The sequence below is a fragment of the Halomarina salina genome (assembly GCF_023074835.1).
Taxonomy (GTDB): domain Archaea; phylum Halobacteriota; class Halobacteria; order Halobacteriales; family Haloarculaceae; genus Halomarina; species Halomarina salina.
The window spans coordinates 1,180,831-1,200,239 of the sequence record NZ_JALLGW010000001.1 but is presented as its reverse complement, the minus strand read 5'-3'; the positions used below and the strand labels follow the sequence as shown (position 1 = coordinate 1,200,239).

The 19,409-nt window shown below is 68.4% G+C and carries 26 protein-coding genes and 1 tRNA gene; 9 read left to right on the top strand and 18 right to left on the bottom strand.

What is annotated here, in order from left to right; translation table 11 throughout:
• Positions 1-86 precede the first annotated feature (86 nt).
• Complete coding sequence (locus MX571_RS06145; protein ID WP_247414707.1) at positions 87-1,169, top strand: molybdopterin-dependent oxidoreductase; 1,083 nt, start codon at positions 87-89, stop codon at positions 1,167-1,169.
• A 36-nt stretch (positions 1,170-1,205) separates the two neighbouring features.
• Here MX571_RS06145 and MX571_RS06140 read toward each other — a convergent pair whose 3' ends face one another.
• From MX571_RS06140 to MX571_RS06130, 3 genes are read right to left on the bottom strand one after another with little or no spacing between them, the layout of a single operon-like run.
• Complete coding sequence (locus tag MX571_RS06140; RefSeq protein ID WP_247414706.1) at positions 1,206-1,847, bottom strand: HAD family hydrolase; 642 nt, start codon at positions 1,845-1,847, stop codon at positions 1,206-1,208.
• A 4-nt stretch (positions 1,848-1,851) separates the two neighbouring features.
• Positions 1,852-2,319: an RNA-binding domain-containing protein gene (locus tag MX571_RS06135; protein WP_247414705.1), complete on the bottom strand. Its 468-nt coding sequence runs from the start codon at positions 2,317-2,319 to the stop codon at positions 1,852-1,854.
• Positions 2,316-2,867 carry an AAA family ATPase gene (locus tag MX571_RS06130; RefSeq protein WP_247418437.1) on the bottom strand — a complete coding sequence of 184 codons (552 nt, stop codon included), beginning with the start codon at positions 2,865-2,867 and terminating at the stop codon, positions 2,316-2,318. The genes MX571_RS06135 and MX571_RS06130 overlap by 4 nt, the downstream gene beginning before the upstream one ends.
• 93 nt (positions 2,868-2,960) lie before the next feature.
• Here MX571_RS06130 and MX571_RS06125 point away from each other — a divergent pair.
• From MX571_RS06125 to MX571_RS06115, 3 genes are all read left to right on the top strand, one after another.
• Positions 2,961-3,034, top strand: a tRNA-Arg gene (locus MX571_RS06125).
• Between the two features lie 348 nt (positions 3,035-3,382).
• Entirely contained in the window at positions 3,383-3,844 is a 462-nt protein-coding gene (locus MX571_RS06120; RefSeq protein ID WP_247414704.1) for a DUF6069 family protein, read from the top strand.
• Positions 3,844-4,245: a hypothetical protein gene (locus tag MX571_RS06115; RefSeq protein WP_247414703.1), complete on the top strand. Its 402-nt coding sequence runs from the start codon at positions 3,844-3,846 to the stop codon at positions 4,243-4,245. The genes MX571_RS06120 and MX571_RS06115 overlap by 1 nt, the downstream gene beginning before the upstream one ends.
• Positions 4,246-4,341: 96 nt before the next feature.
• Here the strand turns inward: MX571_RS06115 and ftsY are convergent, their stop codons facing one another.
• The 8 genes from ftsY to thpR form a co-directional block, all read right to left on the bottom strand.
• The gene (gene ftsY, locus MX571_RS06110; protein WP_247414702.1) at positions 4,342-5,652 is read right to left on the bottom strand and encodes a signal recognition particle-docking protein FtsY; all 1,311 of its coding nucleotides are present in this window, start codon (positions 5,650-5,652) and stop codon (positions 4,342-4,344) included.
• 3 nt (positions 5,653-5,655) lie between these two features.
• The gene (gene pfdA / locus MX571_RS06105; RefSeq protein WP_247414701.1) at positions 5,656-6,126 is read right to left on the bottom strand and encodes a prefoldin subunit alpha; all 471 of its coding nucleotides are present in this window, start codon (positions 6,124-6,126) and stop codon (positions 5,656-5,658) included.
• A complete protein-coding gene (gene rpl18a, locus MX571_RS06100; protein WP_247414700.1) occupies positions 6,123-6,296 on the bottom strand; it encodes a 50S ribosomal protein L18Ae in 174 nt (57 codons plus the stop codon). Before rpl18a ends, pfdA begins: the two co-directional genes overlap by 4 nt.
• A gap of 59 nt (positions 6,297-6,355) precedes the next feature.
• The gene (locus tag MX571_RS06095; RefSeq protein ID WP_247414699.1) at positions 6,356-7,021 is read right to left on the bottom strand and encodes a translation initiation factor IF-6; all 666 of its coding nucleotides are present in this window, start codon (positions 7,019-7,021) and stop codon (positions 6,356-6,358) included.
• Between the two features lie 2 nt (positions 7,022-7,023).
• Positions 7,024-7,299, bottom strand: coding sequence for a 50S ribosomal protein L31e (locus MX571_RS06090; RefSeq protein ID WP_247414698.1), 276 nt, complete (start codon positions 7,297-7,299; stop codon positions 7,024-7,026).
• Positions 7,296-7,448: a 50S ribosomal protein L39e gene (locus MX571_RS06085; RefSeq protein ID WP_247414697.1), complete on the bottom strand. Its 153-nt coding sequence runs from the start codon at positions 7,446-7,448 to the stop codon at positions 7,296-7,298. Before MX571_RS06085 ends, MX571_RS06090 begins: the two co-directional genes overlap by 4 nt.
• 118 nt (positions 7,449-7,566) lie before the next feature.
• Complete coding sequence (locus MX571_RS06080) at positions 7,567-8,415, bottom strand: ZIP family metal transporter (protein ID WP_247414696.1); 849 nt, start codon at positions 8,413-8,415, stop codon at positions 7,567-7,569.
• 98 nt (positions 8,416-8,513) lie between these two features.
• A complete protein-coding gene (thpR, locus tag MX571_RS06075) occupies positions 8,514-9,119 on the bottom strand; it encodes an RNA 2',3'-cyclic phosphodiesterase (protein ID WP_247414695.1) in 606 nt (201 codons plus the stop codon).
• Positions 9,120-9,177: 58 nt separating this feature from the next.
• On the opposite strand from thpR, the gene MX571_RS06070 reads away from it, so the two are divergent.
• From MX571_RS06070 to MX571_RS06060, 3 genes are all read left to right on the top strand, one after another.
• On the top strand, positions 9,178-9,933 hold the full coding sequence (locus tag MX571_RS06070) for a tetratricopeptide repeat protein (RefSeq protein ID WP_247414694.1): 756 nt from the start codon (positions 9,178-9,180) through the stop codon (positions 9,931-9,933).
• Positions 9,933-10,229, top strand: coding sequence for a DUF424 domain-containing protein (locus MX571_RS06065; protein WP_247414693.1), 297 nt, complete (start codon positions 9,933-9,935; stop codon positions 10,227-10,229). Before MX571_RS06070 ends, MX571_RS06065 begins: the two co-directional genes overlap by 1 nt.
• Positions 10,230-10,411: 182 nt before the next feature.
• Positions 10,412-11,689: an aminotransferase class V-fold PLP-dependent enzyme gene (locus MX571_RS06060; RefSeq protein ID WP_247414692.1), complete on the top strand. Its 1,278-nt coding sequence runs from the start codon at positions 10,412-10,414 to the stop codon at positions 11,687-11,689.
• 95 nt (positions 11,690-11,784) lie between these two features.
• On the opposite strand, the gene MX571_RS06055 is transcribed toward MX571_RS06060, so the two are convergent.
• Complete coding sequence (locus tag MX571_RS06055; RefSeq protein ID WP_247414691.1) at positions 11,785-12,000, bottom strand: hypothetical protein; 216 nt, start codon at positions 11,998-12,000, stop codon at positions 11,785-11,787.
• 264 nt (positions 12,001-12,264) lie between these two features.
• Here MX571_RS06055 and MX571_RS06050 point away from each other — a divergent pair, with 264 nt between their 5' ends.
• Positions 12,265-12,570 carry a hypothetical protein gene (locus MX571_RS06050; RefSeq protein ID WP_247414690.1) on the top strand — a complete coding sequence of 102 codons (306 nt, stop codon included), beginning with the start codon at positions 12,265-12,267 and terminating at the stop codon, positions 12,568-12,570.
• 147 nt (positions 12,571-12,717) lie between these two features.
• On the top strand, positions 12,718-13,137 hold the full coding sequence (gene sufU, locus MX571_RS06045) for a Fe-S cluster assembly sulfur transfer protein SufU (protein WP_247414689.1): 420 nt from the start codon (positions 12,718-12,720) through the stop codon (positions 13,135-13,137).
• 206 nt (positions 13,138-13,343) lie between these two features.
• Here sufU and radA read toward each other — a convergent pair whose 3' ends face one another.
• The 6 genes from radA to MX571_RS06015 all read right to left on the bottom strand — a co-directional run bounded on the left by radA (position 13,344) and on the right by MX571_RS06015 (position 19,251).
• On the bottom strand, positions 13,344-14,378 hold the full coding sequence (gene radA / locus MX571_RS06040; RefSeq protein ID WP_247414688.1) for a DNA repair and recombination protein RadA: 1,035 nt from the start codon (positions 14,376-14,378) through the stop codon (positions 13,344-13,346).
• 151 nt (positions 14,379-14,529) lie between these two features.
• Positions 14,530-14,997 (bottom strand): hypothetical protein, encoded by a 468-nt coding sequence (locus tag MX571_RS06035; RefSeq protein WP_247414687.1) that lies wholly within the window; start codon positions 14,995-14,997, stop codon positions 14,530-14,532.
• 4 nt (positions 14,998-15,001) lie between these two features.
• Complete coding sequence (gene pspAB / locus MX571_RS06030) at positions 15,002-15,637, bottom strand: PspA-associated protein PspAB (protein WP_247414686.1); 636 nt, start codon at positions 15,635-15,637, stop codon at positions 15,002-15,004.
• A gap of 110 nt (positions 15,638-15,747) precedes the next feature.
• Entirely contained in the window at positions 15,748-16,611 is an 864-nt protein-coding gene (gene htpX / locus MX571_RS06025) for a zinc metalloprotease HtpX (protein ID WP_247414685.1), read from the bottom strand.
• Between the two features lie 89 nt (positions 16,612-16,700).
• Complete coding sequence (locus MX571_RS06020) at positions 16,701-18,011, bottom strand: ABC transporter ATP-binding protein (protein ID WP_247414684.1); 1,311 nt, start codon at positions 18,009-18,011, stop codon at positions 16,701-16,703.
• On the bottom strand, positions 18,004-19,251 hold the full coding sequence (locus MX571_RS06015) for an ABC transporter ATP-binding protein (RefSeq protein WP_247414683.1): 1,248 nt from the start codon (positions 19,249-19,251) through the stop codon (positions 18,004-18,006). Before MX571_RS06015 ends, MX571_RS06020 begins: the two co-directional genes overlap by 8 nt.
• Between the last annotated feature and the right edge of the window lie 158 nt (positions 19,252-19,409).

Genomic DNA, 19,409 nt, shown 5'->3' with positions numbered 1-19,409 from the left:
CGAGGACCGGAGGGTCCGTGAGGTCCGACACGTCCACGTCGGTTGCCGTCCCGTCGGTCTTTATCCACGGCGCACCTACACAGACCGTGCGTCTCGAACCGCGTCCGCGCGCCGTCGACTGGACCATCCTGGCCGCGCTCGTCCTCGCCGTCGGGACGGGCGTCGTGAGCCTCGCCACCGGGAGCGTCCGCGACGGCTGGGTGTTCTTCCTCCACGGCGCGGGCGGGCTGACGCTCACCGTCCTGCTGTTCTGGAAGCTCCGCCGGGTCCGCCCACGAATCTCGGCGGGCGTCCGGTCCGGGTCGTGGCGCGTCTGGCTCTCGGTCTACCTCGCGCTCGTCGCGCTGTCTGCGCTCGTGACCGGCATCGCGTGGGTCCTCGGCGCGAACCTCGACCTGGGCGGGTGGACGCTGCTCAACCTCCACATCGGGCTGGGACTGATCGTCGTACCACCGCTGGTGTACCACGTCGCGATGCGCGCCCGCCGCCCGACGAGCGAGGACTGGGAGGGTCGCCGGACGACGCTCCAGTACACCGGCCTGCTCGTCGGCGGAGCGCTCGTCTGGCGCGCCCAGCAGGCCGTCGTCGCCGCCCTCGACACTGCCGGGGCCGACAGGCGGTTCACCGGCTCGAAACCCGAAGGCGGGACGGGCAACCGGTTCCCCGTCACCAGCTGGGTACTCGACGACCCGGCCCCGGTCGAGGCCGCGTCGTGGCGACTCCACGTCACCGGGAGCGTCGACCGACCGTTCCGCGCGAACGAGGCCGCACTGACCGGTGACGGCGCGGACGGGTCGACCCCCCTCTCGACGGCCGACCAGCGGGCGCTCCTCGACTGCACCAGCGGCTGGTACGTCGAGCGCGACTGGCGAGGCGTCCGGGTCGGCGACCTGCTGGACGCCGCCGAGGCGAGAGACGACGCTCGCTGGGTGACGTTCCACTCGGTGACGGGCTACCGGTTCGGCTTCCCGCTCGACGAGGCCCGCGAGATGCTGCTCGCCACCCACGTCGACGGCGAGCGACTCACCCACGGCCACGGCTTCCCGCTCCGCCTCGTCGCCCCCGAACGCCGGGGGTTCCAGTGGGTGAAGTGGGTGACCGCCGTCGAGGTCCGCGAGAGCCGCGACTGGGGACAGTGGGTCGCTATCTTCGTCAGCGGTCTGGACTGACGCGATACGACACGGTGGGCGGACTCGTGGGCTCGCTCACAGCGCGTCGAGAACCTCCACGGCGCTCGGGAACGACGCGTCGTCCTCGTCACCGGTCTCCACCTGAAGCGCCGCCATCCCGGCCGCCCGTGCGCCCTCCACGTCGTCGTCGCTGTCGCCGACCATCACGTACTCCGACGCGCCGATACGGTCGCGAGCGCGCTCGAAGATGGCCGGGTCGGGTTTGTGCGCACCCACGTTGTAGGAGGTGAGGACGACCGTGAACGGCGCGAGCAGGTCGTTGGCGGCGAGCTTCGCGCGCTGGACGCGCCGGACGCCGTTCGAGCAGACGCCCAGCGGGTGGCCCGCGTCGGCGAGGTCGGCGAGCGTCTCGCGGACGCCCGGCGGGACCGCCGACAGGTCGCACTCGTGGTCGACGATGGCAGCGACGAGGGCGTCCGGGTCCGCGTCGAGGTCGAACCGCTCGCAGGTCCCGGCGAACGCGCGCCGATAGGGAGTCGGTTCGAGCGCGCCGAACGCCTCGAAGAAACGGTCGCCGAAGTCGACCGCCCACGCCTCCTCGCAGCGCCCGCATTCCGTGTGGAACGCGCCCTCGACGACCGCGCCGTAGTCGTCGAACCGCAGGAGCGTCCCGTCGAGGTCGAACAGGACGGCCGGGTCGGTGGCGCGCTCCGTCATCAGCTCACTGCTCGCTCCCCCGGTCCCGGTCCTGCGTCGGGTCGCGGGCGGCCTGCTCCGCCAGTTCGTCTAGCGGGACGCCGTCCTCCGTGGGCGGCGCGACGTGCTCGATGTACGTCTCCGGGTCGGGGTCGCGGACGGTGACCTGCACGAAGATATCCCCGAGTTCGCCCTCGCTCCCGACGGCGAAGTTGACGGTTCCGACGAACGCCGCCTGCTTCTTCAGGCGGAACGTGAACGTGTCACCCTCCAGCGTGTCGTGGAAGGTGTTCCGCGCGGTGTCGAGGATGGCCTGCTCGCGCAGTCGCTCCGAGAAGTGGTCCAGCGAGTGAGCCTCGCCGACGAGTTCGCCCGGCTCTTCTCGGAGGTCGGCGTTCGGGAACAGTTCGCGGACCGCGTCGGCCACCCGGTCGGTGACCTCCGTCGGCTGGACCGGCGCGCGAATCTCGACGTCGACGCTGTAGACGGTCATCGCGGCTCACCGTCGAGAATCGCCGCGACTCGCTCGTGGAACGCCGCCAGGGTGCCGTCGTTGTCGACGGTGACGTCCGCGCGCTCCATCGCCTCGCCCATCCCGAACCCCAACTCGCGCTCGTCGCGAGCCTCCAGCGACTCGCCGCCGTCCGCGGCGCTCGTGTCGCGGGCCCGGACCTCGACTCGCTCGGCGCGGTCCTGGAACGGCGCGTCGATGGCGACGAGGACGAAGTCGTCCCCGTACTCCGCCTCGAACCGCTCTGCCTCCGCCGCCGACCGTAGACCGTCGACGACGACGGTGTCGTGCGCCTGTAGCTCCTCCTCGATGAACGGGATGGACCGCTCGGCGATGGCCAGGGGGCCGTCCTCCTCGCGGAGCGCCTGTGCGACCGCGCCGTGGTGGTCCGCCGGGTCGAGCCCGCGGCGGCGACACTCGGCCCGGATGACGTCGCCCATCGTCACGACCGGGATGTCGCGGGACCGGGCGACGTCGGCGAACTCGCCCTTGCCGCTGCCCGGCAGGCCGACGGTGCCGATGACCTTCATTGGCCGGTGGTAGGGGAACTGCTCCGTAATACCCATCGGTTCGGGCTCCCGCGAACCCGACCGCTTTTGTTCGGCGACGTGGACCGGCCGGTAGGGCACGTAGCTCAGTAGGACAGAGCGTCGGACTTCTAATCCGATGGTCATGGGTTCGAATCCCATCGTGCTCGTGAGCGTGTCGCGAGCGGACGCGAGCGACCGCGAACGAACCGAGATGGGTTCGAACGAGGCGAGTCGCGCGCAGCGAACACCGTGAGCGAGCACGTCTCGACGTTGTTCGAATCCCATCGTGCTCGTCGACGTTTTTCGAGGAGTGGTCGCGCGGAGCACGACCACTCCTCGAAAAACGTCGACGAGAAAGGCCGCACCTCGTTCGCTTCGCGCACTCGGTGCGGTGAATCCCTCGCACTGCTCGGGAACATCACTCGGTACCAGTTCTAAACTGGCCATCCCAAGACAGCCGCTTCGTCCCGTTTCCGTGAACTCGGGATTATGACCGTGAGCGTGCTACTCACACCATGGCGTCGTCGTCAGTCACGACTCCGGAGTCGACCAGGCGGACCAGTCGTGACCTCGCGGGCCGGGGGTTCGCGGCCATCCTGTTCGCCATCGTCGCCGTCGCGGTCGGGCGAGGGATAGCAGGTGCGGTGGTGACCATCCCGAACTCGTTCCGGCCGCTCTCGTGGTCCGAACTCGTCGGCGTCGCGACCCTGGCCGGTATCTGTGCCTCCGTCGCATTCAGTCTCCTCGCACGCTGGACCGCCCGCCCGGAGCGGTGGTTCGTCGCCCTCGCCGGAACGGTGCTGATGGGCTCGTTCGTCCCGCTGGCAGTCGTCGGACCGACGGTTTCGGGCGCGACGACCGAGTTGCTGGCGGTGCTCGCCGCGATGCACGTCGCCGTCGCGGCGGGGGTGACGCTCCCTCTGGTCGGCTGGCCCGGCCCCCGGAGTCAAGTCGAGGCGGCGAGTATCGAGGAGTGATGGAATCATCGGAACACGCCGTCATCGGCGCGGTCGTCAGCGCCGTCGGCGTCTGCTTCCTCCGCGGTCGGTCGCTCTCGACCCGACTCGCCCTGTTCGCGTACGGCCTGCTGCTGAGCGTGTTCATCGACCTCGACCACTTCGTCTGGGCGCGGGTGCAGACCGGCGACTGGTCGCACTTCACGCGCGCCGTGACGAACCCCAAGTGGGCGTTCACCGAACAGGACGACGTCTTCGAGGGTGCGAGCATCGACTTCGAACGACTGCTCTCGCACATGGTCATCGGCGGTCTCTCGACCGCAGCGCTGTGGTTCGCCTCGCCAGCGGTCGCCGTCTACAACGCCGTCGTCGTCTACTTCCACGTGCTGGCCGACATGCTCCGCGAGGCGGAACTGGCCTGAGAAACGCCCGCGCCACTCCTCACGGCTCGCCAGCGCTCACCGTTCGGAGTTCGGAGATTCTCACTCGCTCACTACGTTCGCTCGTTCCGAATCTCCCTACTCCCCCAGCAACCGGTCGACGATACGCTCGGGGTCGAACCGTTCGAGGTCGCCGTAGCCCTGGCCCGTCCCGAGGAAGAGGATGGGCTTGCCCGTCACGTGGGCGATGGAGATTGCCGCGCCGCCCTGCGAGTCGGCGTCGGCCTTCGTGAGGACCGCGCCGTCGATGGCCGCGGCCTCGTTGAACTGCCGGGCGCGCTGGGTCGCGTCCTGCCCGGCGACGGCCTCGTCGACGAACAGCGTCATATCGGGGTCGACGACGCGGTCGATCTTCTCCAACTGGTCCATCAGGTCGTTCGACGTGTGGAGCCGACCGGCAGTGTCGCCGAGGACGACGTCCACGTCGTGGGCGCTGGCGTACTCGACGGCGTCGTAGATGACCGCCGCCGGGTCGCCGCCCTGCTGGTGGGTGATGATCTTCCGGTCGAGCGCCTCCGCGTGCTCGCGGAGTTGCTCGTTCGCGCCGGCGCGGTAGGTGTCGCCGTTGGCGAGCACCGACGAGAGCCCGCGCTCCTCGAACCACTGCGAGAGCTTCGCGATGCTCGTCGTCTTCCCGACGCCGTTGACGCCGGTGAAGATGATGACGATGGGCTTGTCGGCGTCGGCGACGCGCTGTTCGAAGTCGAACTGGCCGACGCTGATGACGTCGACGAGCGCCTCGCGCAGCGCCGACTCGACGACCTGCCCGGTCGACTGCACCTGCGCTCGCGTGGTGCCCTCGACCTCCTCGCGGATGGTCTCCAGTATCTGCTGGGCGACGCTCATCTCCACGTCCGAGGAGAGCAGCGCCAGCTCTAGCTGTTCGAGCGGTTCGTCGAGGTGCTCGGGGCGGATGATGACGCCGCCGGTGGCGAACGCCTTCGCCCGCTGGCCGAATCCGGCCTTGAACCCCTCGCGCTCCTCCTCGGTCGACTGCGCGGTCTCACCGGGTCGGGCGGGGCCCGAATCCGATGCGACGGACTGGTCGGTGCCAGCCGACGGCTCGTCCGCCGACTGCTCGTCGGCGGTCGCTTCGTCGGTGGCTACCCCATCGGCGGCTGCTCCGCTGGCATCACCCGACGTCGTGGGGTCCGTGTCGTGGTCGACCGGGGCGTCGTCGTGAGGCACCTCGTCCGGAGCGTCGTCGACGTGCGCGTCCCCGGCGGGAGCCGAGTCGGCGAGGGCCGAGTCGTCCGCGGCGGTCCGTGACTCGTCAGCCTCGTCGGCCTCGTCGGTCGCCGCCTGTGCTTCCTCCTCGGCCGCCTCCTCCGCTGCCTCCTCGGCATCCTCTCGGAACCGGCCGAGCTTCTCCCGCAGTCCGTCGAACATCGCTTACTCGTCGTCCGGGTCCTCGCCCTGCTGACCCATCTGCTGCTGGAGCTGCTGCATCTGCTGCTGTTGCATCTGCTGGGCCTGCTGTTCGAGCTGGTCGCTCTCGGCTTCGAGTTCGCCGATGTCCTCCTGCACGCCGGCGATGCGCTCGTCGATGAGGTCCTTGCGGCGGTTGAGGCTCTCGACGGCACCGGCCTGGTCGCGCTCGGCGGCGTAGCCGCCACCCAGTTCGACGACGATCTCGTCGATGTCGGAGATCTCGGCGCGGACGTACGCACCGCCGCCCAGCGGCACCTGTACGGTGTCGCCGCTGTCGAGTCGCTCGACGGCCTCGATGGCCTCGTCGGCGTCGCGTTTCTCCTGCTCGTACTCCTCGATCTCCTCCTCCAGCGACTCGACCTCGTCGTCGATGGCCTCCATCTGCTGCTGGAGCTCCTGCATCTGGCCGCCGCCACCGCCACCGAGGCTCATTCCGCGACCTCCGAAATCTCGACCTGCGTGCGCTTCAGGCCGTGTTTCGAACCGAAGTCGGCGAACGTGTGCTCGCGAGCGACCGACTCGTTGACCGCCTCGACGCTCCGCGAGAACGACTGCCACCCGTCACGGCCCTGGAACCGGCCGCTCACAGTAAACTGACTCATACGCCACAGATGCGGTGGCGAGCGGGAAGAAAGTTCCCTTTCCGGGGTCAGTGCCCCGCTCAGTCGATGAAGCCGAGTGCGGCCTCGATGCGGCCCAGTTCGGGACCCGTCGTCTCCTGGCCGCAGACGTAGCCGGACTCGTTGGCGACCAGTCCGGAGCCGACGAGCGGCGCGCCGTAGTTGATGGTGCCGATGTCGGCGGGGACGCCGAGCAGTTCTTCGAGGTAGTCGAGTTCGCCGTCGGTCGCCTTCGGGTGACAGAGGACGCCGTCGTTCGTCGCCACGGCGGCCGTCCCGACCGTCCGGACGCCCGCTATCTCACCGCGTTCGACGGGGACGTCGAGGGCGTCCTTGACGGCCATCACGGCCTCCCGCGAGAGGTCGGGGTGGACGTACGCGCCGTTGTCGTTGGCGAGGACGACGTTGCCCGCCGCGTTGATGCGGCCGGGGAGCGTCTCGACGGGGACGTCCGTCGCGTCCTCGATGCGCTCGCGTTCGTAGTCCTCGATGCGGCCGCTGACGAGCAGCGCGTTCTCGTTGCCGGTCGCCAGCGCGCCGACGGTCGACGACCCGCCGATGGTCGTGCCGACGGCGGGGACCTCGAGCTCCTCGGCGAAGTCGCCGCTGAGGTCCTCGTCGGCGTCCGGTCTCACCAGTAGGCAGTCGTCGGTCGTACACGTGAAGACGCCGACGTACGACGAACCGAAGAGTGCCGCGCGAAGCACGCCTACGCCGTCTCTACTTCGACGATGCGCTCGCCCTCTTCCTCGAAGCGGGCGGCACGGACTCGAAGCTTGCTCGGCGGGTTCTTGCGGCCACGTTTCCAGACGGCCTCGTTGACCGAACTGTCGAGGCGGACCTCGCCCGTCTCGACGGCGAACTGCTTGGCGAGGTGCTCGCGGACGAGCGTCATCGCCTTGTCCGCGCGCTTGTGTTTCGGTTCCGCCTTCACGTCACGGAGCGGCACCGTCACGACGCGCTCCTCGAAGTCGTTCGCGCTCATTCGTCCGTGTCACTCCGCCGCCAGTGTCGGCGCTTCGGGTTCCGCATGACGTCGCGGTCCGTCTTCATGATGACCCAGGCCGGAACGCGGCCGTTCTGCCGTTCGAGCTTGGCCAAGCGCTTCTTCTTGGCCTTGGACTTCTTGCTCATACTGGCAGGGAGTTCCGCCGGAGTGCATAAATGGTTGTTCCTTTGGACGGGCCCTCACGGGGTCACGTAGCCACGGAACCCGTGAACGCTTCGGTCTCTCGTCAGCCCAGCGTCGTCCTCACACCAGCGCCAGCGGCACCATCAACAGCATCCCCGCCGTCACCCCCGCGGCGAGTTCCGGGTAGCCCCGCGACGGCAGGCCCTTCCCGACGTCCATCGCCTCGGGGATGAACTCCGAGAGGACGAGGTAGATCATCGCACCAGCAGCGAACCCGAACCCGACCGGGAGGAACTCGCGTGCGACCCGGACGAAGTAGAACGCGAGGACCGCCCCGATGGGCTGTGGGAGGCTGGAGAAGACGGCCCACCAGACCATCCGCCAGGGCGGGACGTCCATCGCTCGCAGCGGTATCGAGATGGCGAGGCCCTCGGGGACGTTGTGGATGGAGATGGCGACGGTCATGAACACCGCCAGGAGCGGGACCGAGAGGCCGAGAATCGAGATACCACCCTCCCCCAGCCCCAGGTCGGCGAACGAGACGCCGATGGCGACGCCCTCGGGGAACGAGTGGACCGTCAGCACGCCGAGGATGAGCACCAGTTTCCGGTAGCTCGCCTCCTCGTACTGGTGCGGGTCGACCTCCGCGCCCTCGATGACCGAGTGCGCGACGACCACCAGCAGGACACCCGCGAGCAGACCGATCACGAGGGGAATCCAGGTTCGGACCGTCGCCGAGAGACCGAGGTCCACGGGGAGCGTCCACGGGTCGGCCGCCGCCAACCCCTCGCCGACGAGTCCGAACAGCGAGGCGGCGACCATGATGCCCGACGCGAGGCCCCACAGCACGACGTTCCACCGGTCGGACACCTCGTCGACGAGGAAGAACGGGAGGGCGCCGACGCCGGTCGCCAGCGCCGTGACGAGGCCGGCGACGAACACGAGCGCGAGGGATGCGAGTTCGACCACGCCGGTAGTACGGGTCGAGCGGGGATAAACGTATCAGAAACTCGATAGATTTTGGCGGCCCTAAACCGCGCTGGGGTCCCCGGCACCGGGGAGCACCTTCAGAGCGGGAACCTGGCGACGGTCTCGTACACCGGCCCGTCGGGGGTGAGCGTGCTCTCGGTGAGGCGGACCGCGTCGACGTGCATCGTCGCGGGGTCGGGCGTTCCCTCCGCACCGTCGACGACTCGCCGGACCTGCTCCTTCTCGGCGGCGTGGTCCATCCGCGCGAGCGTCACGTGGGGCGTGAAGTCGTGGGATTCGGGGTCGAACCCGAGGTCGGTCGTCGCCGCCTCGACGGCCTCGTGGAGCCGTTCGAGTTCCTCGCGTCCCTCCACGACGCCCAGCCAGACGACGGAGATGTAGTCACCCTCCGGAAACGTGCCGTACCCCGACAGCGTGCAGTCGAACGGCGCGACGTCGCCCTCGTCGACGGCCGATTCGAGGGCGGCTTCGAGCACGGAGAGACCGGGTACGTCGCGTCCGTGCTCGGTGTCTTCGGCCGCGTACTCGGCGAGCGTCTCGTCGACGTCGCCGAGGAACTGCAGGGTGAGGTGGGCCTGCTCCGGGTCGGTGAGTCGGAGACCGTCGAGCCCCTCGAACGGTGCCTGTGCGCGGCGAATCGCCGCGCTCGCGGGGTCGCAGTCGACGCTCACGAAGGCACGCATGGGTTCGACGAACGTTCGCGTGCGTAGCCCTTAACCCTGCCAGTCGCCAACCTCGGCTATGACCGACGGTTCGGACCGCGACGCGGGCGACGGAGAGAAGCGACCGCATCGCTTCTCGGAGGGGCAGGGGTTCGAGGACACCTACGAGGGGTTCGACCTCGACCCGCCGGAACTCGACGTCGACCTCTCGAAAGTCGACCCCGTCGACTCCCGCGCGCTCACCGACATGCTCGACGAACGCCAGATACCGAAGGGAGCCGTCGACGTCGACCAGCTCATCGACGTCGGCCTGGAGTACATCCAGATCAACCGCTACGAGCAGGCGACCGAGACGCTCGAACGGGCCGCCCGCCTCAGCGACGACGACGGGAGCGCCCAGGAGGCGTGGGTGAACAAGGGTGCGGCACACGCCGAACTGGAGGAGTTCGACGAGGCCATCGGCGCGTACCGGGAGGCGCTGCAGGTCGACGACGACTCAGAGCACGCCGCCACCGCCGAGACGAACCTCGCGTACGCGCTCTGGGAGTCCGGCCGGTCCGAGCAGGCGCTCGACCACGCCGAGCGCGCCGTCGAGATCGACCCCCGGTTCGGGCAGGCGTGGTACAACCGCGGCTTCTTCCTCGCCGAACGTGGCCTGAACGAGGAGGCCGTCGACTGCCTCGACAACGCCATCCGCCTCGGGTTCGACAACGCAGAAGTGCTGGAGGAGAAGGCCGCCGCGCTCGAACAGCTCGGCGAGGACGAGGAGGCCGAACGGCTCTCCGAGCGGGCCGACGAGATCCGCAAGCGCGCCGAGGAGCGCATGGTGGAGTGATGCTACTGACGGAACGCGAGACCCAGGAGGGGCTGCTGGTCTCGGTGTGCGACCCGGACGTGCTCGGCGAGACGTTCGAGGAGGGCGAGTTCTCGCTCACGGTCGAGGAGGAGTTCTACGCCGAGGACGCCGAGGAGGCCGACGAGGAGGCCGTCGTCGGAGCGCTCGCCCGCGCCGCCGTCGCCAACATCGTCGGCCGGGAGGCCGTCGGCGTCGCCGTCGAGAACGGGTTCGTCGACGAGACGACCGTCCTCGACCTCGGGGAGACCCGCCACGCGCAACTACTGCGACTGTAACGCGTTCGTTCTCCCGAGCAGCGCGGTCCACGACTCGTCGAGTGACTGCGCTGCTCGCGGCTCACTCCGTCACCGCGCGGTTCGCCGCTCGCCGTTCCGTGGTTCTCGCTCACCCCGTTCGCTCGAACCGCGCACCCGAGCGACCGAAGGTGTGTTAGGCCCGGAGTACCGACGGTGAACCAATGAGTACCCAGGAATCGACCCCGCTCGACGTCGAGCGTATCCGGTCCGACTTCCCCATCCTCTCGCGGAAGGTCGGCGGCGACGTGACGGTGCCAGGAGAGGGGCCGGGCGACGACACGCCGCTGGTCTACCTCGACAACGCGGCGACGAGCCAGACGCCCGACCAGGTCGTCGACGTCGTCGCGGACTACTACCGGTCGTACAACTCGAACGTCCACCGCGGCATCCACAGCCTCAGCCAGGAGGCGAGCGTCGCCTACGAGAACGCCCACGACCGCGTGGCGGAGTTCGTCGGCGCGGACGGCCGCGAGGAGATCGTCTTCACGCCAGGGACGACGGAGGGGGAGAACCTCGTCGCCTACGCGTGGGGCCTCGCCGAACTCGGTCCCGGCGACGAGGTGGTCCTCACGGAGATGGAACACCACGCCTCGCTGGTGACCTGGCAACAGCTCTGTAAACGCACCGGCGCGACGGCGAAGTACATCCCCGTCGACGAGCAGGGCACCCTCGACATGGAGGCCGCCGCGGAGCTGATTACGGACGACACGAAGCTCGTCAGCGCCGTCCACGTCTCGAACACGCTCGGGACGGTCAACCCCATCAGCGACCTCGCGGACCTCGCTCACGACCACAACGCCTACATCTTCGTCGACGCCGCCCAGTCCGTCCCGAACCGCCCGCTCGACGTGAGCGACCTCGGCGCGGACTTCCTCGCGTTCTCGGGACACAAGATGTGCGGCCCGACCGGTATCGGCGCGCTGTACGGACGCGAACACATCCTCGAGGAGCTACAGCCGTACCTCTACGGTGGCGACATGATCCGGAAGGTCACCTACGAGGACGCGACGTGGGAGGACCTCCCGTGGAAGTTCGAGGCCGGGACGCCGAACATCGCCGGCGGCATCGCGTTCGCCGCGGCGTGTGACTACCTCGACGACATCGGTCTCGACCGCATCCAGGCCCACGAGGAGGCGCTGGCCGAGTACGCCTACGACCGACTGGACGAGTACGACGACGTCGACATCTACGGCCCGCCGGGCGACGAGCGCGGTGGCCTCGTCGCGTTCAACGTCGACGACGTCCACGCGCACGACCTCTCGTCGATTCTCAACGACCACGGCGTCGCCATCCGCGCCGGGGACCACTGCACCCAGCCGTTGCACCAGAAACTCGGCATCGCAGCCTCCGCTCGCGCCTCGTTCTACCTCTACAACACCCGCGAGGAGGTCGACGTGCTACTCGACGGCATCGACGCGGCACGCGAGCTGTTCGCCTGACCGGGGCGGCCCGGTACGACATCTCGTTCGATACGCTGTCTGGCTCGATACGACACTCGACGCAGTACGATTCCCGACGCACCACGAGTCTCGGCTCAGTACGACGCCGCGACGATGCGGCCACCGGCCGCCGCGGCGGTCACCGTCGCCACCGCGAGCCCGAGTGCGAGCGTCCCGCTCCACGACCCCAGCAGCACGGCCGCTACGGCCGTGGTCAGCGCCAGCCCCGACGTTCCGACACCGCAGGCGAACAGCCCCGGTCGTAGCTCGGTGGCGGGCGCGGCCGTCTCGCCAGCGTTCGCGGGGTCCATCGTCCGTAGTGACTGGTAGCGTTGCAAGAGTGTTCCACCTATAGGGATAGCCCGTTCCCCGGTTCGGCGACCGATTCGTCGGCTGCTCACGAGCGAGCCGACCGGCCGCCGACTGCCCCGGCAGAATCGTGCGGCACGGTGGCAAATCGAACGTTCACGAATATACTTACTCGATGTTTAGTAAATCTTTTTAGCACCCTTCGGCTAGCTGGCGTCGATGGTTGTACCACCCGCTAACCACGTAGCAGATGCACAGCTTCGACCATGATGTGGCAGGACCTCGTCTTCCTCGCGGGGAGCGTCTTCTCGCTCGCCGTGCTGGTGCCGACCCTCCGGGACTCGATGGCGAACGTCCCGCTCGGCACGACCCTCCCGTCGGCCACCATCGGCCTCGTCTACGGCGCGACGTTCTACACGCTCGGCATGACCATGTCGGCGACCGGATCGCTCCTCACCGGTGTAATGTGGAGCCTCATCGCGTACCTCCGTTCACCCCACCGGTTCAACGAGCACCCCGCCGGCCATACCGACGACCACGGAACGCGCGGCGCGGCGCCGAGCGCCGACTGACCCCTCCGGTCTCGGGTTTCTCACAGACGAACAGTCACCACGCGGTTCACGGCCCGTACAGTCGGTGACGGTCCCGAACCTACCGCCGGCCCCGTCGCGTGACTGCCCGGAACCGTTTTCAGCGGCACTCTCGTAGCGTAGCCAACGATGGGACTCGGCTCGGACATGTATCGACAGCAGATACTGGACCACTACAAGAACCCCCGCAACTACGGCGAACTGGAGGACGCCACGTTCTCGCACGTCGGCGAGAACCCGACCTGTGGCGACACCATCCAGGTCGACGTGCGTCTCGCCGACGACGGCGAGACCATCGAGCGCGTCGCGTTCTCGGGCGACGGCTGTGCCATCTCGCAGGCCAGCGCGAGCCTCCTCACGCAGGAACTGCCGGGGACGACGCTCGACGAACTGGAGGAGATGGACCGGGACGACGTCATCGACCTGCTCGGCGTCGACATCTCGCCGATGCGCATCAAGTGCGCCGTCCTCGCCGAGAAGGTCGCACAGGACGGCGCGAAGATCCACACCGGCGAACTCGAGATCGACCGGACGAAGACCGAAGACTGAGTCGGCCGGTTTCCCCCAAGACACTTCTCGCGGTACGGAGTTCACGAAGCGACCGACGAGGGGACGCTGTGGCTCACCGGGTCGAAGCATACCGGATGGTCGGCAGCGTCGAGGAGAGAGAACAGGAAACACGACAGTGACGCGCCCGCCCGAGGGCGACGGTCGACGTCGCCGAGAACGGGAGCGCTCAGTTCTGAACGCGCGCTTTACTCCGGCTTCAGACCCTCGCCGGTGACGCGCATGACCGCCTCGCCGTCGGGGAGGTTCGGCGCGTCGACGAGTTTGACGATGCGCTTGTTGCCCTTCGACTTGCGGAGGTACATCCGGAACGTCGACTTGTGGCCGAGGATGTTCCCGCCGATGGGCTTGGTCGGGTCGCCGAAGAACGCGTCCGGGTTCGACTGGACCTGGTTGGTGACGACGACGGCCGCGTTGTAGAGGTTCCCGACGCGGTCGAGGTCGTGGAGGTGCTTGTTGAGCTTCTGCTGCCGGTTGGCGAGTTCGCCACGGCCGACGTACTCCGCGCGGAAGTGCGCGGTCAGCGAGTCGACACAGAGCAGTCGGACGGGGTAGTCGCTGTCCTCGTTCTCGCTCGCTATCTCCTGGGCCTTCTCGGCGAGGAGGATCTGGTGGTTGGAGTTGAACGCCTTCGCGACGTGGATCTTGTCGAGGAACGCTTCGAGCAGCGCCTGCTCGGCCTCCGCGTCGCCGGGCGACCCCTCTATCTCGCGGTCGTCCATCGCGGCCTGCAGCACCTCGTCGTCGAGGCCGAACAGCATCTCCTCGATGCGCTCGGGGCGGAACGTGTCCTCGGAGTCGATGAAGATGACGCTGCCACCGAGACCGCCCTGTTCGGGCGGCAGCTGGACGTTGACCGAGAGCTGGTGGGTGACCTGGGACTTCCCGGCACCGAACTCGCCGTACACCTCGGTGATGGACTGGGTCTCGACGCCGCCGCCGAGCATCTCGTCGACCTCCGGGATGAGCCACTCGAGCTTCCCGATGCGCTCGCGGCGCTGGAGCACCTGCGAGCCGGTCTCGAACCCGCCGATGTCGGCGGCCTCGCGGGCGGCCTGGATGATATCGTGGGCGGTCGACTCGCCGACGTCCGCCGTGTTCGACAGTTCGGCGGGGGAGGCGACGGCGATGCCCTGGTACGACTCGTAGCCGTTCTCCTTGAGTTTCTCTGCGGTCGCGGGGCCGACACCGGGGAGGTTCTCGAGGTCTGCTGGTCCTGCCATGAACGTGGCTTGCGCCGCTCCGGGTATAAAGTCTCGTTAACAGCGTACTGAAAGTGAAACCGTCCGACTGCAGCGTGGTCGTCGTTCACACACGCGAGAGTCTATCAGGGGAGTGGCGGAGAACGAACGGCGGTCGTGGAAGAGCGGCAGTTCACGGCCGGTCGATGGCCGCCGCCGTGAGGAGGAGGACGCCACAGACGCCCGCGACGGTCAGCAGCGACTCGGGAGCACCGGGGGCCACCGACGAACCGAGCGAGTCCGCGGCGACCAGCGCGACGCCGAGGAGGGTCTGTACGGGGCGGCCCGCCAGCCGCCGCGGGGCGAACCGGAGGGTGAGGGCGAACCCACGGAGTCGGTTCCGAGCGGTCGCGAAGAGTCCTGACGAGTCGGGGGAGTCCACTCGCTCGAACCCGTCGAGCGCAGCGCGCGGGACGCGCTCGACGCGGCCGGTGTGGACGCGGTCGCCCGACCCGTCGGCCACCTCCAGCAGCGTCACGCGGTCGGCGTCGGTGCCGACGACGCGGTAGACGCCCGGCGAGAGTTCACCGGCGTTGTGGCCCGTGTCGGCACTCGCGCCGACGCGGAAGTGGTCGGAGAGCGCGATGCGGTCCGACGACACGGCCCTACCCCCACGGGCGGCCGTCGCCCTCGGGCCACAGCGGGTACCAGTAGTCCTTCTCCGCCTCGACGGTGAGTTCGCCGTCGAGGATGCTCTCCAGTTTGAACTCGACAGACGAGTCCCGGTCGTGACCGCCCGACGGCGCGAACGGGTAGTACGCCCCGCGGCGGAACGAGTACACCCAGTAGGCGACCTGCCCGGCGGCGGCCGATCCCGTCCCCGGCCCCGTGTCGGCCTTCTCGAAGGCGAACAGCGCGGCGAGCAGGCGCGACCCGAACCCCTGCTCGACGAACGTGTCCGCGGCGAAGTGGATGCTCGTCACGAGGTCCTCGAAGTCGTCGTCCTCCAGCACGACCCACTGGTAACCGTGGCTGTCGCCCGCGAACCGGGCCTGCGTCCCGGTCTCTATCTCCCCGGCTTCGAGGATGGCCTCCACCTCGTCCATCGTCTCGGTGAACGCCGTCGAGTCGACGTTCGAGAAGCAGAGCGCCGCCTCGCCGGTCGGGTCGTAGCCCAGGTCCGCCTGCATCGTCATGTACGCCGTGCTCATCCCGAACAGGTCCTCCGGCGCGGCCGCCCGGGTCGCGTCGGCCTCCGCGCTGATTCCCAGTGCCGAGCGGAGGGAGTCGAAGATGCCCATACCCGTCGTACAGTCCCGGACGTCTTAGAGCCACACGACTCGGCACGACCGGAGCGACGGCGAGGAGGGTCGAAGAGAAGCGACGGGGCGGGGCGTGCGAGCGGCCGAGATTACGCCAGTTCGCGTTCGAGCGCACGGAGGCGCTCGACGCGCTGTTCGGTGCTCGGGTGGGTGCTGAACAGGCGACCGATGAAGCCGCTCTTGATGGGGATGATGAAGAACGCGTTCATCTCCGCCTGCTCGCGCATGTCGTCCTGCGGGACGCGGTCCATCTGCCCCGATATCTTCAGCAGCGCCGAGGCGAGCGCCGACGGGTTCCCGGTGATGACCGCCCCGCCGCGGTCCGCGGCGTACTCGCGGTAGCGGCTGAGCGCCCGGATGAGGAAGAACGACACCACCCAGACCACGAGCGAAGCGACGATGGCGACGATGACGCCGCCGTTCTCGCGTCGGCCCCCGCCGAACCACCAGCCGAAGCGCACGACGAGGAACGCGAGCGTCGAGAGGAACGAGGCGATGGTCATCACCATCACGTCGCGGTTCTTGACGTGCGCGAGTTCGTGGGCGACGACGCCCTCTAGCTCCTCCTCGTTCAGCGTGTTCATGATGCCCGTCGTCACGCAGACGGCGGAGCTCTTCTGAGACCGGCCGGTCGCGAACGCGTTGGGCACCCGCGAGTCGGCGACGGCCACCGTCGGCTTCGGCAGGTCGGCCTGCTGGCTCAGTCGCGACACCATCGCGTGGAGCTCCGGATACTCCTGTTCGGACACCTCGCTGGCCCCCATCGAATATAACGCCAGTTTGTCGCTGAAGAAGAACTGTGCTATCGAGAATACCCCCATGATCGCGACGACGAGGAGGACACTCCCCGAGAACGTCCACAGGACGCCGACGAACACGATGTAGAGGGCGAAGAGCAGGAACATGGTGAGCACCATCCGCCCACGCAGTCCCCAGTCGGGTTTCCACTCCATATCCAGTGTATTGGCGACGAGAGGGTTAAACGTCACCGTCGTCGGACAGTGGTCACGAACACGCGCGAGCCGGGGTCTCGTGGGCCCGGTCAGTCGTCTGCGGGTCGTTCGACGCGCTGACGCTGGTCCTCGTGGAGCAGGCAGGCCGCCTCCCACCCCGCCTCCGTCTCCCGGAGTTCCGGGTAGGTCTGCTCGCACGGTGTCCGGAACGCCTCGTCGAGCAGGTCACGTGCCTCCTCGTGGTCGCCTTCGACCTCGGCGGTGAGCGCCCGTTCGAGGACCGCGTCGCCCTCCGGGTCCGACAACTGCCGTGGGATGTCGAACTCCGCCCGGAGACCCTGCTTCAACTGCTCGTCGCCCGCGACCGACTCGCCCTCGGCATCCCCCACCGACTCCCCGTGGGCGGTACGAACCGTCTCCAGGTCGAGGGGACCCTCGCGCATGCGCTGGCGGAGGTCCTGCACCGACCGCCACGCCCCCTGTTCGAACGCGTAGTCTGCCGGCGGGATGACCTCGGGACAGCGCGTGTGGAACCGACAGCCAGCGGGCGGGTTCGACGGACTCGGGACGTCGCCGACCAGCGTGACGGACTCCCCGCGCTGGGTGGGGTCGGGCCGCGGAATCGACCCGAGCAGCGACGTCGTGTAGGGGTGCTGCGGGTTCGAGAACAGCGCCTCGGTCGGGGCGACCTCGACAATCTCGCCGAGGTACATGACGGCGACGCGGTCGCACACCTCGCGGACGACGCCCAGGTCGTGGCTGATGAACAGCATCGCCAGGTCGAACTCCTCCTGAATATCGTTCATCAGGTTGAGGATGTCGGACTGGATGGAGACGTCGAGCGCGCTGACGGGTTCGTCGGCGACGAGGAGCTGCGGATTGACGACGAGCGCTCGGGCCAGCGCGACGCGTTGCTTCTGCCCGCCGGAGAACTCGTGGGGGTACCGGTCGACGTCCTCGGCCGACAGGCCGACGCGTTCGAGCAGGTCCATCACTATCTCGCGGCGGCGCGACCGGTCGGTGATACCGTGGACGAGGAGCGGTTCGGCGACCGACTCGCCGATGGACATCCGCGGGTCGAAACTCGACGTCGGGTCCTGGAAGATCATCTGTGCGCGACGCCGGAACCGCTTCAACCGCTGCTTGTCGTACGTGGTGACGTCCTCGCCGTCGAACCGGACCTCGCCCGCCGTCGGCTCCTCCAGTCGGAGCAGCGATGTGGCGACGGTCGACTTCCCGCAGCCGGACTCGCCGACGAGGCCGAGCGTCTCGCCGGCAGCGACCTCGAAGTCAACCCCGTCGACCGCGCGGACGCGACCGACCTCCCGCTTCAGGAGGCCCCGCGTGATGGGGTAGTGTTTCTCCAGGCCGGTCACCCGGAGCAGGGGAGTGTCATTCATCGCTCACCGCCTCGGACCGGACGGAGTCGTCGTCCGCGACCGGTCCGCCGTCCGTCCGAGCCGAGGAGTCCTGGGCGGACGAGAACGCCGTCTGGACGACGCGCTCGTCGTAGTCGTCGCCGTAGTAGACACACGAGACAGTCTGGTCGCGGTCCTCGACGGGATGTAACGGCGGCTGGTCTCCAGTCGTACACTCCTCGACGGCGTGGGGACAGCGCGGCGCGAACCGGCAGCCGTCCGGGGGGGCCGTCGGACTCGGGAGCGAGCCATCGATGGACACCGTCTCGTCTCCCCGGCCGGGGAGACACTCCAGCAACGCCCGCGTGTAGGGGTGCGCTGGGTTCTCGAACAGGTCGAACACGTCACCGGTCTCCATCACCTCGCCGGCGTACATGACGACGACGCGGTCGGCGATTTCCGCGACGACGCCCAGGTCGTGCGTGACGAACAGGACGGCCATGTCGAGGTCGTCCTGTATCTCCTGGAGCAGGCCCAGAATCTGCGCCTGGATGGTGACGTCGAGCGCCGTCGTCGGTTCGTCGGCCACGAGCAGCGCCGGGTTCGACGCCAGCGCAATCGCGACGATGACGCGCTGTTTCATCCCGCCGGAGAACTCGTGGGGGTAGTTGTCGACGCGGGTCGCGGCATCGGGGATGCCGACCCGGTCCAGCAGGTCGATGGCTCGCTCCCGGGCGGTCGCGTCGTCGGTGTCGCTGTGCAACTGGATGGCCTCGACGATCTGCCAGCCGACCGTGTAGACGGGGTCGAGGGCACTCTGTGGGTTCTGGAAGACGTGGGCGACGTCGCCGCCACGGATGTGTCGGAGCGCCTGCTCGGGCGCACGGGTGAGGTCGACGTACCCACGGGTGATGTCCTCACCGGAGCGTTCCTCGACGACGACGAACTGGTCGTCGCCGACCTGCTGCTCACCGTGGCCCTGCTCGCGGTCCTCGCCCTCCACGACGTCGAACACGTGTCTGGGGAAGGCGTCGGCGAGTTCCCGCACCGTCTCCAGGTCGCGGAACTCGATACGTCCCTCGGGGATGTCGCCGGGGGGTATCGGGAGGAGCTTCGTGATGGACTCGCTCGTGACGGTCTTGCCGGAGCCGGACTCGCCGACGATACAGACCGTCTCGCCCGCGTTCACGTCGAAGTCGATGCCGTCGACCGCGTGGACGGTCCCCTCGTCGGTGTGGAACTGCGTGTGGAGGTCGACGACGGAGAGCAGCGGCCCGTTCATGTCGATACCAGTCGCGCGGAGTCGACGAGGATAACTCTTGGCGTGACAGTAACGCCGACTTCAGGGACCGCACGCGTCGACGCCAGCACGACGGAACGTGACACTTATGCATTATCGACGATGAAGAATGAACAGTCAACGGTAGCGTACGGCCGGTG

Coding starts and splice junctions, on each gene's coding strand:
- MX571_RS06140 (WP_247414706.1), bottom strand. CDS start 1,847: ATGACGGAGCGCGCCACCGACCCGGCCGTCCTGTTCGACCTCGACGGG.
- htpX (WP_247414685.1), bottom strand. CDS start 16,611: ATGGAGTGGAAACCCGACTGGGGACTGCGTGGGCGGATGGTGCTCACC.
- MX571_RS06065 (WP_247414693.1), top strand. CDS start 9,933: ATGCTACTGACGGAACGCGAGACCCAGGAGGGGCTGCTGGTCTCGGTG.
- MX571_RS06015 (WP_247414683.1), bottom strand. CDS start 19,251: ATGAACGGGCCGCTGCTCTCCGTCGTCGACCTCCACACGCAGTTCCAC.
- MX571_RS06020 (WP_247414684.1), bottom strand. CDS start 18,011: ATGAATGACACTCCCCTGCTCCGGGTGACCGGCCTGGAGAAACACTAC.
- rpl18a (WP_247414700.1), bottom strand. CDS start 6,296: ATGAGTCAGTTTACTGTGAGCGGCCGGTTCCAGGGCCGTGACGGGTGG.
- ftsY (WP_247414702.1), bottom strand. CDS start 5,652: ATGTTCGACGGACTGCGGGAGAAGCTCGGCCGGTTCCGAGAGGATGCC.
- MX571_RS06050 (WP_247414690.1), top strand. CDS start 12,265: ATGATGTGGCAGGACCTCGTCTTCCTCGCGGGGAGCGTCTTCTCGCTC.
- MX571_RS06135 (WP_247414705.1), bottom strand. CDS start 2,319: ATGACCGTCTACAGCGTCGACGTCGAGATTCGCGCGCCGGTCCAGCCG.
- radA (WP_247414688.1), bottom strand. CDS start 14,378: ATGGCAGGACCAGCAGACCTCGAGAACCTCCCCGGTGTCGGCCCCGCG.
- MX571_RS06115 (WP_247414703.1), top strand. CDS start 3,844: ATGGAATCATCGGAACACGCCGTCATCGGCGCGGTCGTCAGCGCCGTC.
- MX571_RS06070 (WP_247414694.1), top strand. CDS start 9,178: ATGACCGACGGTTCGGACCGCGACGCGGGCGACGGAGAGAAGCGACCG.
- sufU (WP_247414689.1), top strand. CDS start 12,718: ATGGGACTCGGCTCGGACATGTATCGACAGCAGATACTGGACCACTAC.
- MX571_RS06090 (WP_247414698.1), bottom strand. CDS start 7,299: ATGAGCGCGAACGACTTCGAGGAGCGCGTCGTGACGGTGCCGCTCCGT.
- MX571_RS06130 (WP_247418437.1), bottom strand. CDS start 2,867: ATGAAGGTCATCGGCACCGTCGGCCTGCCGGGCAGCGGCAAGGGCGAG.
- MX571_RS06060 (WP_247414692.1), top strand. CDS start 10,412: ATGAGTACCCAGGAATCGACCCCGCTCGACGTCGAGCGTATCCGGTCC.
- MX571_RS06120 (WP_247414704.1), top strand. CDS start 3,383: ATGGCGTCGTCGTCAGTCACGACTCCGGAGTCGACCAGGCGGACCAGT.
- MX571_RS06085 (WP_247414697.1), bottom strand. CDS start 7,448: ATGAGCAAGAAGTCCAAGGCCAAGAAGAAGCGCTTGGCCAAGCTCGAA.
- pfdA (WP_247414701.1), bottom strand. CDS start 6,126: ATGAGCCTCGGTGGCGGTGGCGGCGGCCAGATGCAGGAGCTCCAGCAG.
- MX571_RS06055 (WP_247414691.1), bottom strand. CDS start 12,000: ATGGACCCCGCGAACGCTGGCGAGACGGCCGCGCCCGCCACCGAGCTA.
- pspAB (WP_247414686.1), bottom strand. CDS start 15,637: ATGGGCATCTTCGACTCCCTCCGCTCGGCACTGGGAATCAGCGCGGAG.
- thpR (WP_247414695.1), bottom strand. CDS start 9,119: ATGCGTGCCTTCGTGAGCGTCGACTGCGACCCCGCGAGCGCGGCGATT.